This is a genomic window from Staphylococcus sp. 11262D007BW, from assembly GCF_053547815.1.
In genome coordinates, this window is record NZ_JBPWPJ010000001.1 from 56,811 (window position 1) to 71,236 (window position 14,426).

Consider the following 14,426-nt stretch of genomic DNA (forward strand, 5'->3'; position numbering starts at 1 on the left):
CGAGGTGGAGCAATATGCCAAAATCTATTGTAGACATCAAAAACAGTCTTGATTGTCAATTAGGAAATCGTATTGTACTGAAAGCTAATGGAGGACGTAAAAAAACAATTGAACGTTGTGGTATTCTTACAGAAACTTACCCATCTGTTTTTATTGTTGAACTTGATTCAGAAAAGCATAATTTTGAACGTGTCTCTTATACGTACACTGACGTATTAACAGAAAATGTACACGTCACATTTGAAGAAGATGAGCTGCAAGAAGTAAGTGCACATTAATGCATTCTGCCGCTTTGACAGGATACATAATGAACCACTTGATTGTTATGGTTATGCAATCAGGTGGTTTTTTGCGTTTAATTAGTGAGTTGGTTACGGGTGCAATTAGAGGAAAAGTGGTTTGGAAAAAGAAACGCACCATTGAATATTAGTAAAATACTGATTGCACCTTTACGCCTCGCGTTACTGAGCACTTCGAACAAATGTGAGTTAGTGATCAGTATGCATATGAACGTGAGTGAATAGGCGTTCCTCTCTATGCCAAAGAAGTCTCGGCTAAGGTGGCAATCAGTGGAAAGTTCCACGAAATCAAAAATGCACCATAACCAATTGACTGTTTCTCAATGCTTATTAAACATTCATTTTAAATGGTTTCAATAGCGAGGCTCCTAAAGGATGACTTATGAGTATCAGGTGGTTAAAAATACTGATTGCACCTTTATGCCTCGCGTTTCTAGGCGCCTCACCTCAACTAATTTTGTCTTTTATAGAATGTTAAATAAGAAGACAAAATGGATTTTCGGTTTCGGCTCTATGCCAAAGAAGTCTCGGCTAAGGTGGCAATCAGTGGAAAGCGCCTTGAAACTAAGAAAGCACTATATCCAATTGATTGTTTCTTAATGTTTATTAAACAACCATTTAAAACTAACAGTTTTTATAAGCATGGTTCGCCTGCTCGCTTTCGCTCGCATGCATAAGAAACACTAATTCACTATGTTCAAAGTGTTTCTAAATTGTCCGCACTTTTTTAATCCGGCTGCAGAAAGCTGTCCCCTCAACAAAAAGCCCAGGGCGCATAAATTTGAAAACCAATTTCTGCTTCCTGGGCGATTTTGCTCGGGGCCAAAACGCTTTCTTCCTCACTTTTTTAATCCGGCTCCCAATTGCAGGGTTCTCGATAATACTACGTGACGCGCAAAAATCAAAGAGCGATTTTCGCTTGTCCCTAGGTATTACATCGAACCCTAACCGCAATTGTCCGCACTTTTTTAAAAAATAAGGACTGTTAGGGGGGTTATGTGTTAAAATCACTGTAATACTAATTTGAAAGAGGCAATAATTGTAATGATTTATGAAACAGCACCTGCAAAGATAAATTTAACGTTGGATACGCTTTATAAACGTGATGATGGATATCATGAAGTGGAAATGATTATGACGACGATTGATTTGAATGATCGATTATCTTTTGAAAAACGCCAAGATCAAAAAATTGTATTGCATGTGGATGATGCGTTTATTCCTTCTGATGAACGTAATTTAGCGTACCGAGCAGCGCAATTAATGAAAGACACATATAATATTCAACAAGGTGTTACTATTACATTGGATAAAAATATTCCTGTAGCGGCAGGGCTTGCAGGAGGATCAAGTGATGCGGCGGCAACGATGAGAGGAATGAACCAGTTATTTGATTTACAAGTGCCATTATCAGAACTAAGTGAATTATCGGCAATGATTGGTTCAGATGTCCCGTTTTGCATTTACAGTACTACAGCCATTTGTCGTGGACGCGGGGAAGTTTTAGAAATGCTTCCTAAACCACCTTCTGCTTGGGTTGTTGTAGCAAAACCTGAGATTGGTTTATCGACGCCAGAAATATACCAAAATTTAGATTTAACTTTACCTTTTACTGTGCATACTGAGCAATGTATTAATGCAATTAAACAAAATGATTATGAGCTGATGTGTCACAGTTTATCCAATCGATTAGAGCCTGTTTCAATGAGTTTACAAAAAGAAATTGAAAAACTTAAAGTCAATATGATAAATAGTGGTGCGGATGGCGCATTGATGAGTGGTAGTGGACCGACTGTATATGGTTTTGCGCATAAAGAGCGTCAGGCTCGTCATATTTATAATGCAGTAAGTGGATGCTGTAATGATGTGTATATTGTACGGACTTTAGGTTAGAGGAGGTGCCCTTATTGAGATATAAAAGAAGTGAACGTATTGTGTTTATGACTCAATATTTAATTAGTAACCCTAATAAACTCGTACCGCTCACTTTTTTTGTTGATAAATTTCAACAAGCCAAATCGTCTATAAGTGAAGATGTACAAATTATCAAAGAAACATTTGTTAAAGAGCAGTTAGGCACGATTGAAACGGTAGCTGGCGCAAGTGGCGGTGTGAAATATCGCCCACGTATGCAAAAAGCGGAAGCGGCAGCCGTGGTTAAAGAATTAATTGCATTATTACAAGAAAAAGAGCGTCTGTTGCCTGGAGGTTATTTATTTTTATCAGACCTTGTCGGGAACCCAAGATTATTAAATAAAGTAGGTCGTCTGATTGCTACCCTTTATATGGATGAAGAATTAGATGCGATTGTGACCATTGCCACAAAAGGGATTTCACTCGCCAATGCAGTGGCAAGTATTTTAAATTTACCAGTTGTTGTGATTCGTAAAGATAATAAGGTCACAGAAGGTTCAACGGTGTCGATCAACTATGTTTCAGGCTCGACACGAAAGATAGAGACAATGGTCTTATCGAAACGTACGTTAAAAGAACATTCTAATGTACTGATTGTTGACGATTTTATGCGTGCAGGTGGCTCAATTAATGGCGTAATGAATTTAATGAATGAGTTTAAAGCCCACGTGAAAGGGGTATCAGTACTTGTAGAATCCAAAGAAGTCAAACAAAGATTGATTGAAGATTACACTTCCTTAGTTCGTTTATCTGATGTTGATGAATATAATCAGGAATTTAAAGTTGAGGAAGGCAATAGTTTATCTAAATTTTAATTAAAAAAAGGAGCGTTACATCATGAAAATTATTAACACCAACAAAGCACCTGAAGCATTAGGACCATATTCACATGCAAGTGTTGTAAATGGTCTTGTATATACATCAGGTCAAATCCCTCTAAACTTAGATGGAGAGATTGTGAGTGACGATGTTCAAGAGCAAACAAAACAAGTGATTGAAAACTTGAAAGTGGTTCTTGATGCGGCAGGCTCTGATTTAAATCACGTTGTAAAATCGTTAATTTTCCTATCAGATATGGAAAATTTCCAAAAGGTGAATGAAGTTTATGGTTCATATTTTGATGAACATAAACCGGCAAGAAGTGCGATAGAAGTAGCACGTTTGCCAAAAGATGTTAAAGTTGAAATTGAACTTATTGCTGAAGTCAAAAATGGATAATCATGATTTGGTTTTAGGCTTCTTACCTTTAATTCTCAATAATATACTTAATAGGGGGCTCACTACATGAAAGTGACAGATGTCAGACTTAGAAAAATACAAACTGATGGTAGAATGAAAGCCTTAGTATCAATTACATTAGAAGAATCATTCGTTATTCATGATTTACGTGTAATTGAAGGGAATTCGGGACTATTTGTCGCAATGCCTAGTAAACGTACACCAGATGGTGAATTCCGAGACATTGCGCATCCAATCAATTCAGATATGAGACAAGAAATTCAGGATGCAGTAATGAAAGTATATGAAGAAACAGATGAAGTCTTCATGCCAAACAATCAACAAAATGCTGATTCTTCAGAAGAAAATAATGAAGAAACTGAATAATAAGCGATAAGAGAAAGAGTTTTGTAGTTGAATGTTATTTCGACTATAAAGCTCTTTTTTAATCTTAATGCTTTAAAACAAATGGGTTATGTGATTCGTCAAAATAAGAAAAACAGGAAGAAATCCAGCCAGTGCCTCACGCATTGACTGGTGTTTCTTTTATGAGTGCTCTTTCTTTAGAAGATTCTCGAGATACTCTCTAATTCCCAATCGCTAATGTGTTGTGTATATTTACGCCATTCACTCCGCTTCACATTCATAAATTCTTTCCAAATCGATTGACCAATTGTCTCGCCTAACACCGTATCTTTTTCCACCGTATGCACCGCTTCTAATAAATCACGTGGTACCCATTCGATACCATGGGCTTTTAATTGTGTCTCATCAAATTCAGCCACATCTTCTTGTATTGGATCGCCTGGATCAATTTTATTTTGAATACCATCAAGTCCTGCTGCTAACAAGCAAGTAGATAGCAAGTAAGGGTTACAAGAACCATCAGCACCGCGGAACTCAAAACGACGTGCACGACGCACTTCCGGAACTCGAATCAATACTGAACGGTTGGCGTCTCCATAACACACATGCGCAGGTGCCCAAGAACCTGGTTGCATCCGTTTATATGAGTTAAATGTTGGTGCACCAATACCAACAAGGGAACGGCCATGCTTCAATAAACCTCCGATAAAGTAGTATGCATTTTGGGACAACTGCAAACCACGTTTATCGCTTGGGTCTTCGAATAAGTTGTTGCCTTTTTCATCATATAAACTGATATGAACATGCAAGCCGCTTCCTGGTTGATCTTCAAATGGTTTTGCCATTAAAGTACCTAACATGTCATGTTGTCGTGCAATCTGTTTAAATAAGTGTGTAAATGTGACTTGGTCATCAGTTGCTTTTAATGCATCCGCATATTTCAAGTTAACCTCAAGCTGACCAGGACCATATTCACTAGAAATTTGTTCGGTCGTAACACCCATTGTCTCTAGGGCGTGGACAAATGATTGTACAAAGCTATCTTGAATATCGACACCATCTGTAGAAAAACAATGCGATTGGTCAGCTGGCAAAATGTTACCGTGTTCATCGGTATCTAATAGATAAGCTTCCTGTTCGTAAGCCATGTTCAACTTGCCGCCTAATAATGTTTCCACTTTTTCTAACAAGCGTTTTAAAGCATTACGTGGACAACCTTCCCACGGATTGCCATTCACATCGTATAAGTCACAAAGCATGCGTGCAGTATTCTCCCGGAAAGGGACGACCGCATACGTATCAGGGTCTGGAATCGCAAAGAAATCACCATCGTTGGAGCCATATGCGCCGCCTTCAATAAACTCATCAAACATATCAAAGCTCATAATCGCTGTACTAAAATTAACGCCGTCTTCCATAGCTGCTCGGAGATTGTCATGACGTATCGTACGTCCACGTGTCACGCCAGTATAGTCAAGGAACTCCATGCGTTTAAATTTGATATTGTCGTCTTGTACACGGTCAAGTACACGTTGAATCTTGTCACTATGTGTATTCGTCATAGATTTCGCCTCCTTAAATCGTGTCGTAGTGCTGGGTTACGGGATACATGTCAGTCAGCGCAACATATCGAGTGCATATTGCGTAAAGATTTTTGCGCCATAAATGATAGCTTGTTCATTAAATTTAAACTGTGGATGGTGTAAGTCGTAGGTTGTCTCATGTGCTTCGCTAATGCCTAGACGAAAATAAGTGCTTGGCAGTTGTTCAGAGTAGTAACCAAAATCGTCGGCACCCATAGAAGGTTGACCAAGGTCGATAATATGGTCCTCACCGACAATTTGCTTAGCACTTTGTTCAAGTTGATCGGTTATCTCATCATCGTTAATGACAGGTGGATGACCATTGATGTACGTAATATCGACAGTGCTACCAAAGCGCTCAGCAGTGTCATTTACGAGTCGGATAAACTGTGTTTCAATCTCTTGGCGCATGTCATGATCGACGGTTCGTATTGAGCCTTCAATGATGGCTTCATCCGCAATTGCGTTATTTGATTGTCCACCCTCAATCTTACCGACGTGAATAAGGTGGGGTTTCACTGGATCAAGCATGCGTGTTTCAAGAAATTTGAGTGATTGTACAATTTCATGTGTTACTGCCAACGCATCGATCCCTTCGTATGGTCGTGCTGCATGGCCCCCTTTACCATGAACTTTGATTACGAAATCGTCACACGAAGCGGTCACAGGGCCCTTAATCGTACCAATTGTACCGAGTGGTAGTTTCGGCCATACATGTAATGCGATGATGTTCTCGATGTTTGGATGAGTCAGTACACCGGTTTGAATAAGTTGTTCTGCTGCACCATCAGCTTCTTCCCCAGGTTGAAAGATGCAGCGCACTGACCCTTTCAATTGCTCACGATATTGCCATAAGTGGTAAACGGCACCGAGTAAAATTGTCGTATGACCATCGTGACCACATGCATGCATAATGCCTTTATTTTGAGAAGGGAAATCAACATTCGACTTCTCAGTAATGGGCAAGGCATCGATATCTGCCCGTAGCGCAATATGTTTGCCGTCTTTAGCGCCTTCGATATCGACGTATAGGCCTGTCTCCGTAATGGTTTTGTATGGAATATGCCATTCATCGAGAATCTTTTGGATATATTTCTGAGTTTCGTATTCTTTAAATGACAATTCAGGATGTTGATGTAAATGTTTACGAATTTCAAACAAGGTATGATTGAGCGCGTTATCCCATTTCCAATTCACTGCATTCGTCATATGCTCACTCCTTTCACTAAATTGGGTAGATGTTAAGGTACGTTAGCTTTGTTGTGATGGGAAAAGTGTTGTACTTTTTACTTGTTACTACAAGCAACAATGGCATCTTGGTAGACGCGTTCAAAGTTACGATACAATACCATTTCACCAATCTCTTGGGCCATGTGTTCGTCCATATAATCACGTGCAACCCATGATTCCAACACTTCGGTCAAATCTTGACGGAACAACTTCGCTGCTAACCAGTTCATTTCCGGTGCACTGAAGCAATCTGATCCGAACATCACTTTGTCGAATGGTGCGAATTCGAAGACAGTAGAGAGGATACGTTTGCCTCCATGACCTGCAAATGGCACCTGAAGTGAAATGTCCAAATAAACATTAGGTAAGATGCTCGTAATAAAGGCTGCTTCTTCCATCCAAGGGTAGCCACCGTGAACGAAATGCACTTTCGTTTGGTGATACTTTGGTGTGCGTAACATGTCGATTAACAAACTTGGACTTGCTTTCGGTAAAACAACTTCGCCATCACCCACGCCGGTATGAATATGCATCACTTTATTTGTTTCTGTACATGCTTCCATTGCCAAATGCATACAGTAATCGCGTAATGGTTTTACAGCTGCTCGTGTATCATTGCGAAACGTTGCGTAAGCATGTGCTGCTTTGTCTTCGTCTTTTGGTTGAACGTCTAAACCGCTGCGGTAAGCGATAATGGATTTTAGTCCTACTACGTCTGGTCGTTGCAAGGTTTGGAGTAAATCGTGGTAATAAGCTTCTGTAAATTCGCCAAACGTCTTACATTTTGCGCTGTAATATGCCATAACAGGTTCAATACGATAGATTTCAAAGGTATGAAAACCTGCCGTTTGTTCAAAGTCTGCTTTTGGAATATGTGGTACAGGATAGCCATAATCGACAATCATGCCAGTAATATTCGCATCTTGATACAAATTTTGAGTGTAGTTGGCAAAATCTTTAGCGTGCTGGTTGCGTGCTTCGACAACAGCTTCAATATGTGGTTGACATTGAAAAAATTGCGCTAATCGTCGAATGGTTAGCTGTAAATACATATTCATACCCGGAACAATCCCGTTCTCTGAAATATCTTGTTTGGTAAACATATCGGGGAGGACTGAAAGTGATAATGTATTTAAGAAACTTTCTACAGTGTGTGGTTTCTCAGGTGCAACAAAGGGGTGACAATGGACATCCACAGCCTGTACCTGTTGGAGATTGATGGACATAATAACACTTCCTTTGTAATCGTTTACAAAAAGAGTACTTAAAATTTCATGATAAGTCAAATGATTCTGAAAATTATTTCGGGAAATAGAAGGGCTGAAGTTTTCTAAGTCTTATGGGTTGGGTAAATAGACACTAAACAAACATAAGTAAGGAGGATCTCGTTGAAAACTGCGAAAGATTTAAAACAATTGTTACATTCGATAGATGGAGGTAAATACGGTGCTTATAAGCGTTTGAATAACAATCAGTATCGTTTCGAGCATTTCACTTTTATCGTGGATCATATACAAGCGGATCCATTTGCATCGCCAAGTAAGGTGCGTGTAATGATGGATCGTGACACTGTAGGTATTCCGAAACAGTTATTAGATTCACACGATAAAGTTGTGGCCGTATCCGATTTCTTAACACGTACAGTTGGCCAAGCTATTCAACGTGTCCAAAAAGGCGCTAAAGGGTCTAAAGGTAAGATGAATATTGATCGATGTGGTCAAAAGATTCTTGAACGTTCTGCAGTACAGATAGATGATGAAAAGATTGAGGTGCGTTTTGAAATTGGGATGCCTGCTGCAGGTCGTAAAATTTTAGGCAAAAAAGCTGTGGCACTTATGATTGAGGATATGCCGAAAGTGATTGAGCAAGCATTGATATATCAGAACATAGATCAAGCCCGTTTAAATGAACAAGTTGCGCTTTACCTTAACCAACAATTTATTCGTCAAGAGTTAGAGCGTCGTAATCTCGTCGCATTTGTAGGCAATCATGCGAAGTTACCGCGTAAAAATGGGGTTTCTGATTTACCATTACAGGATGCGGTGCCTTTTATGAGTCCAGAAAGTTATACAATAACCCTCGAGTTGCCAGACGGTGGCCAAATAACAGGTATGGGTATACCGGTTGGCATTACGCTCATCGTCGGTGGTGGTTTTCATGGTAAATCGACGTTGCTTGAAGCGCTTGAAATGGGTGTTTATAACCATGTGGCGCAAGATGGTCGTGAGTTTGTCATTACGCGTAGGGATGGTATGAAGATTCGTGCTGAAGACGGTCGTAGTGTAGAAAAGGTGAATATTACACCATTTATTGATAACTTGCCAGGTAAAAAGGATACATCACACTTTTCTACGACGAACGCAAGTGGTAGTACCTCCCAAGCAGCAAATACAATGGAAACACTCGAAGCTGGTTCATCACTATTATTAATTGACGAAGATACAACAGCAACGAACTTTATGATTCGTGACGGTCGCATGCAACAATTGATTGCGCCTGAGAAAGAGCCGATTACCCCCTTCGCAAGTAAAGTGAAGCCGCTTTATGACGATTACCAAGTGTCTACGATTCTTATTGTCGGTGGTTCCGGGGACTACTTTGATGTAGCAGATCAAGTCTTTATGATGGATGAGTATGAACTAAAAGATGTAACAGACGACGCGAAGGCGATTGCTAAAGCATCAACAGACCAACATGATGATATATCAGCGCGTCAGTTTGGTGATATTCCGAACCGTGTGCCTTCTAAAGACAGCTTTAACAAGAAAGGGAAAGATAGCCGTATCAAAGCGAAAGGCAAACATACGATTATGTATGGTAAAGAACCTATTGATATTTCTGGATTGGAACAGTTGGCAGATCCAAGTCAAACCAATGGTATTGCGCTCATGTTAGATTATTATCAAAAACATTTATTAGATGGTGAGATGAGTCTCGTTGAAGCGGCGAATGAGATTTATCGTGCTATTGAAGCGAAAGGTCTTGACGCGATTGCACCAAACAATCGTTATCCTGGTGACTTAGCTTTACCACGTAAGCAAGACTTCATAGCGACAATTAATCATTATCGTGGTTTAAATATAAAATCATAAGCACGTTTTTTCGTAAATGATTGCACCATTTTTACACTCGAAGAAAATGTGTCAGTTCAGTAGAAATAGAGAAAAAACAGTCGATCTTATTCTGATAATTAAAAAATAGCGTGCTAATTATTCGTATTAATCTTGAAAGTCTGTATCCGCTTAAATTATAATTGTATAGAAGCGTAAAAATACTGGAGGGTTCATTGCAATGCAAAAACATGCAATTGTTCTAGCAGCGGGCAAAGGCACAAGAATGAAATCTAAAAAATATAAGGTATTACATGAAGTAGTTGGAAAGCCAATGATTGCGCATGTGATTGATCAAGTTCATGAGTCTGGTGTTGATCATGTTGTAACGATTGTCGGCCATGGTGCTGAACATGTGAAAGACACACTTGGCGAAACATCGAAATATAGTTTTCAAGAGGAACAACTCGGTACTGCACATGCTGTTAAACAAGCAGCAGAGCATTTAGCTGAGCAAGAAGGCATTACACTCGTTGTATGTGGTGATACACCTTTAATTACAGGTGAGACATTACAACAGTTAATTCAACATCATGAATCAGAAGCAGCTGATGCAACGGTATTAACAGCAACTGCATCTCAACCATATGGATATGGACGTATTATTCGAAATGAAGCAGGCGAATTAGAAGAGATTGTAGAAGAAAAAGATGCCACTGCGCAACAAAAAGCTGTGACAGAGATTAGTTCTGGTATTTTCGTCTTTGATAATCAAACATTATTTAACTTATTAGAGCAAGTTGATAATGATAATGCACAAGGTGAGTATTATTTACCACAAGTTTTAACTTTAATTAAAGCGCAAAAAGGTAAATTAGCCCTTTATCATACTGAGGATTTTGATGAAATTATGGGCGTTAATGACCGTGTTGCATTAAGTCAGGCGGAAAAGAAATATCGTCAACGTATTAACGCGCAACATATGCGTCAAGGTGTGACGATTATTGATCCAGACACAACGTATATTGATGCAAATGTTCAAATTGGTCAAGATACAACGATTGAACCAGGCGTTAAGCTAAGTGGACACACGATTATTGGCGAGGAGACATTTATCGGTCAACATACAGAAATCAATGACAGTACGATTGGTGATAATGTACATATTCGTCAATCTGTTATTACAGAAGCACGTATTGGTTCTGATGTAAAAGTGGGTCCATTTGCACAACTTCGACCTGGTGCAGAATTAGGAGATGCCACAAAAGTCGGCAACTTTGTAGAAATTAAAAAGTCGCAAATAGAAGAGGGAGCAAAAGTACCTCATTTAAGTTATATTGGAGATGCTAGAATCGGAGCGCGCACAAATGTAGGATGTGGCTCGATTACAGTAAATTATGACGGCGTGAATAAATTTAAAACAGAAGTTGGAGAAGGTGTCTTCATCGGTTGTAACACGAACCTTATTGCACCAGTGACAGTCGGCAATGGTGCATTGATTGCAGCAGGCTCTACTATTACGGATGATATCCCTGAAGATAGTTTGGCGCTCGCACGATCTCGACAATTGACTAAAGAAGGCTATTTAAATCGCAAATAAATGATTAAATCAAATTGGAGGATTTATAATGTTAAATACCGAATATAAAAATTCGTCTATGAAAATTTTCTCGTTGAAAGGTAATGAACCACTCGCTCAAGAAGTTGCTGAACATGTTGGTGTAGAATTAGGTAAATGTACAGTTAAACGTTTTAGTGATGGAGAAATTCAAATCAATATTGAAGAAAGTATTCGTGGTTGTGACGTTTTTATTATTCAACCAACGTCTAATCCAGTTAATGTTCACTTAATGGAATTATTAATTATGATTGACGCATGTAAACGTGCATCAGCAGCAAACATTTCAATCGTTGTGCCTTATTATGGTTATGCACGTCAAGACCGTAAAGCGCGTAGTCGTGAACCGATTACTGCAAAATTAGTAGCTGACTTATTCGAAACAGCTGGTGCAGATCGCATGATTGCATTGGATTTACACGCACCTCAAATTCAAGGTTTCTTCAATATCCCAATTGACCACTTGATGGGTGTACCAATTTTAGCTGAGTACTTCTTAAATAATAACGATATTGATCCAGAAAAATGTGTTGTTGTTTCTCCGGACCATGGCGGCGTAACAAGAGCACGTAAACTGGCTGATATCTTGAAAACACCAATCGCAATCATTGATAAGCGACGTCCGAAACCTAATGTGGCAGAAGTGATGAATATTGTTGGGGAAATTGAAGGTCGTACAGCAATCATTATAGATGATATTATCGATACAGCAGGTACAATTACTTTAGCCGCACAAGCGTTAAAAGATAAAGGTGCAACAGACGTTTATGCATGTTGTTCACACCCTGTATTATCAGGCCCAGCGAAAGAACGTATCGAAAACTCAGCGATTAAAGAATTAATCGTTACAAACTCAATCCAACTTAAACCAGAACAAAAACCAGATAATATTGAAGAATTATCTATTGCTAAATTATTAGCTCAAGCTATTGTACGTGTTTATGAAAGAGAATCAGTAAGTGTATTATTTGATTAAGACGGCTTGACGGATTCACCATTTTTGTGTAAAATACTGCTGTTCGAACCATTTCGGACAAATAACCACTTGCAAGCAACATAGTGTTGATGGGCAAGTGCAGCACACGATATTGTGCAAAAGAAAGGTGGAAAAGAATATGACTGCATTAAAGTCTATTATTCGTCAAGGTAAGCAAACTCGCGGTGACTTACGTAAAATCCGTGAAGCAGGTAAAGTACCTGCAGTAGTTTATGGTTACGGCACAAAAAATATTTCAGTAAAAGTTGATGAAGTAGAATTCATCAAAGTTATTCGTGAAGTAGGCCGTAACGGGGTTATTCAATTAGGCGTTGGTTCAAAAGAAATCAAAGTAATGGTTGCTGACTACCAATTCGACCCATTGAAAAACCAAATTACACACATCGACTTCTTAGCAATCAACATGAGTGAAGAACGTACTGTTGAAGTACCAGTTCACTTAACTGGTGAAGCACCAGGAGCTAAAGAAGGTGGCGTTGTTGAACAACCAATCTTCGACTTAGAAATTACAGCAACACCAGACAACATTCCTGAATATATCGAAGTTGATATCAGCGAATTAGAAATTGGTGACAGTATCGCAGTAAGCGAACTTAAAGTTTCTGGTGACTTTACAATCGAAAACGATCCAGAAGATGCTGTAGCTTCAGTTGTAGCACCAACAGAAGAACCAACTGAAGAAGAAATCGCAGAAATGGAAGGCGAAAGCGAAACAGAAGAGCCTGAAGTTGTAGGCGATGAAGAAAAAGAAGATAAAGAAGAAGAAGAATAAGTTATAGATATGATTAAAGTGAGGTAATGTTGTTACATTACCTCACTTTTTTTACGCTTTTGCTTTAGATTCAATGAATTTAAACCATACAAGTGCGATGATCGCAGAAATGGCACAAACTAAACTTAATATAAAGGCATGGCCATTGTCCATAAGTACACCACCAACAACCGAGCCTAGGGTAATACCCACATACATTGCTGTTTGGTTCCAAGCCATAACACTACCTGATTGTTGCGCATGACATTTTGAAACAAAGGCTTGAAAAGAAGAGAATGTGATATAGGCACAGATACCCCAAAATGTTAATAATGGAAAGAGCAGATATTGTGTTTGGAACGTGGCACCAACTAATACAACGAAAAGGGCCACCCCAATTAATGCTAATGGGATTAAACGATTATAGCCTAAACGGTCAGAAAGTGAACCTCCTGATAAACTACCTGCTAATGCCCCCACACCATAAAATGTAAAGGCGATACCTGTTGCTGTCGCGCTTAAGTGAGCAACATCTTGAAATGCAAGACCTAAATACGTATATAAACCATAAACAGAAAAAGCCCAAAACATTGTCACTAGCACATCACGTATAATGCGTGGTAATACATCTAGACGTAATTGAGCATTATTGACTGATAATTGGCTTTTAGGATAGATTAGCGCATTTAAAATCACTAAAATAATAGTTAACAGAGATAAGTATAAAAAGACGTTGCGCCAACCAGAGAATGTACTTAATAAATTGCCTAATGGTGCGCCCATCCAAATGGCGGTTAAAAATCCTGAAGTAGCCACAGAGAGCCATAATCCTTTTCGGTTTTGAGGCGCAGTATCCCCTGTAATCGCAAATGCAGAAGACGTAATCATTGAAGCGGATCCGCCTGCGAGAATCCGACTGATAATTAGCAAACTAAAAGTCGAAGCATAAAATGTTAAGAAGTTTGAAATGGTAAAACAAATCAGACCGATAACAATATTACGCTTTTTACCCCACTTATCTGCTAATAAGCCAAATACTGGCGCTAATACGGCATACATCACTGAAAATCCGGTGACAAGCCAACTCGCTTGAGATTCAGAGACGTTAAATGTTTGTTTAATGTTTGGTAAAAGTGGGGACATGACAAATAAATCGGTGCCAATTATGAAAAGTGTAATCCATGCGCTGATTAATTGTCCCCACTTTAAATAATCATTTTTCAATGTAGGTCACCTCAACTATTTCTATATAATTTAATCATATACCTCAATTTTTACGATTTCTAGTGACGTGTTTACTTCAGGGAATCGAACACCATTCTGTTTTATAAATGTGTTAAAATATAGTAATAATAGTATAGTAGTTAAGATAAAAACATTGTGGTAAACCAAGTTATAAG

The 14,426-nt window shown here is 38.9% G+C and carries 13 protein-coding genes; 9 read left to right on the forward strand and 4 right to left on the reverse strand.

Features of this window, described 5'->3' with window-relative positions:
• The first annotated feature begins 14 nt into the window (after window positions 1-14).
• The 5 genes from veg (at window position 15) to spoVG (ending at window position 3,818) form a co-directional block, all read left to right on the forward strand.
• Window positions 15-278: a biofilm formation stimulator Veg gene (gene veg / locus ACEE93_RS00300; RefSeq protein ID WP_449156156.1), complete on the forward strand. Its 264-nt coding sequence runs from the start codon at window positions 15-17 to the stop codon at window positions 276-278.
• 1,065 nt (window positions 279-1,343) lie between these two features.
• Window positions 1,344-2,192 carry a 4-(cytidine 5'-diphospho)-2-C-methyl-D-erythritol kinase gene (gene ispE / locus ACEE93_RS00305; RefSeq protein ID WP_449156155.1) on the forward strand — a complete coding sequence of 283 codons (849 nt, stop codon included), beginning with the start codon at window positions 1,344-1,346 and terminating at the stop codon, window positions 2,190-2,192.
• 14 nt (window positions 2,193-2,206) lie between these two features.
• Window positions 2,207-3,028, forward strand: coding sequence for a pur operon repressor (purR, locus tag ACEE93_RS00310; RefSeq protein ID WP_449156154.1), 822 nt, complete (start codon window positions 2,207-2,209; stop codon window positions 3,026-3,028).
• A gap of 22 nt (window positions 3,029-3,050) precedes the next feature.
• On the forward strand, window positions 3,051-3,431 hold the full coding sequence (locus ACEE93_RS00315; RefSeq protein WP_449156153.1) for a RidA family protein: 381 nt from the start codon (window positions 3,051-3,053) through the stop codon (window positions 3,429-3,431).
• Between the two features lie 66 nt (window positions 3,432-3,497).
• Window positions 3,498-3,818 (forward strand): septation regulator SpoVG, encoded by a 321-nt coding sequence (spoVG, locus tag ACEE93_RS00320; RefSeq protein WP_449156152.1) that lies wholly within the window; start codon window positions 3,498-3,500, stop codon window positions 3,816-3,818.
• Between the two features lie 176 nt (window positions 3,819-3,994).
• Here spoVG and ACEE93_RS00325 read toward each other — a convergent pair whose 3' ends face one another.
• The 3 genes from ACEE93_RS00325 to ACEE93_RS00335 all read right to left on the reverse strand — a co-directional run bounded on the left by ACEE93_RS00325 (window position 3,995) and on the right by ACEE93_RS00335 (window position 7,836).
• Window positions 3,995-5,359: a glutamine synthetase family protein gene (locus ACEE93_RS00325; protein WP_449156151.1), complete on the reverse strand. Its 1,365-nt coding sequence runs from the start codon at window positions 5,357-5,359 to the stop codon at window positions 3,995-3,997.
• Window positions 5,360-5,413: 54 nt separating this feature from the next.
• Window positions 5,414-6,589: a M20 metallopeptidase family protein gene (locus ACEE93_RS00330; protein ID WP_449156329.1), complete on the reverse strand. Its 1,176-nt coding sequence runs from the start codon at window positions 6,587-6,589 to the stop codon at window positions 5,414-5,416.
• Window positions 6,590-6,666: 77 nt separating this feature from the next.
• The gene (locus ACEE93_RS00335) at window positions 6,667-7,836 is read right to left on the reverse strand and encodes an amidohydrolase family protein (protein ID WP_449156149.1); all 1,170 of its coding nucleotides are present in this window, start codon (window positions 7,834-7,836) and stop codon (window positions 6,667-6,669) included.
• 162 nt (window positions 7,837-7,998) lie between these two features.
• Here ACEE93_RS00335 and ACEE93_RS00340 point away from each other — a divergent pair, with 162 nt between their 5' ends.
• The 4 genes from ACEE93_RS00340 (at window position 7,999) to ACEE93_RS00355 (ending at window position 13,047) form a co-directional block, all read left to right on the forward strand.
• Window positions 7,999-9,702 (forward strand): ABC-ATPase domain-containing protein, encoded by a 1,704-nt coding sequence (locus ACEE93_RS00340; RefSeq protein WP_449156148.1) that lies wholly within the window; start codon window positions 7,999-8,001, stop codon window positions 9,700-9,702.
• 199 nt (window positions 9,703-9,901) lie between these two features.
• Window positions 9,902-11,260 carry a bifunctional UDP-N-acetylglucosamine diphosphorylase/glucosamine-1-phosphate N-acetyltransferase GlmU gene (gene glmU, locus ACEE93_RS00345; RefSeq protein WP_449156330.1) on the forward strand — a complete coding sequence of 453 codons (1,359 nt, stop codon included), beginning with the start codon at window positions 9,902-9,904 and terminating at the stop codon, window positions 11,258-11,260.
• Window positions 11,261-11,288: 28 nt separating this feature from the next.
• The gene (locus ACEE93_RS00350; protein ID WP_449156146.1) at window positions 11,289-12,254 is read left to right on the forward strand and encodes a ribose-phosphate diphosphokinase; all 966 of its coding nucleotides are present in this window, start codon (window positions 11,289-11,291) and stop codon (window positions 12,252-12,254) included.
• Window positions 12,255-12,393: 139 nt separating this feature from the next.
• Entirely contained in the window at window positions 12,394-13,047 is a 654-nt protein-coding gene (locus ACEE93_RS00355; RefSeq protein ID WP_449156145.1) for a 50S ribosomal protein L25/general stress protein Ctc, read from the forward strand.
• 51 nt (window positions 13,048-13,098) lie between these two features.
• On the opposite strand, the gene ACEE93_RS00360 is transcribed toward ACEE93_RS00355, so the two are convergent.
• Window positions 13,099-14,250, reverse strand: coding sequence for an MFS transporter (locus tag ACEE93_RS00360; protein WP_449156144.1), 1,152 nt, complete (start codon window positions 14,248-14,250; stop codon window positions 13,099-13,101).
• Window positions 14,251-14,426 lie beyond the last annotated feature (176 nt).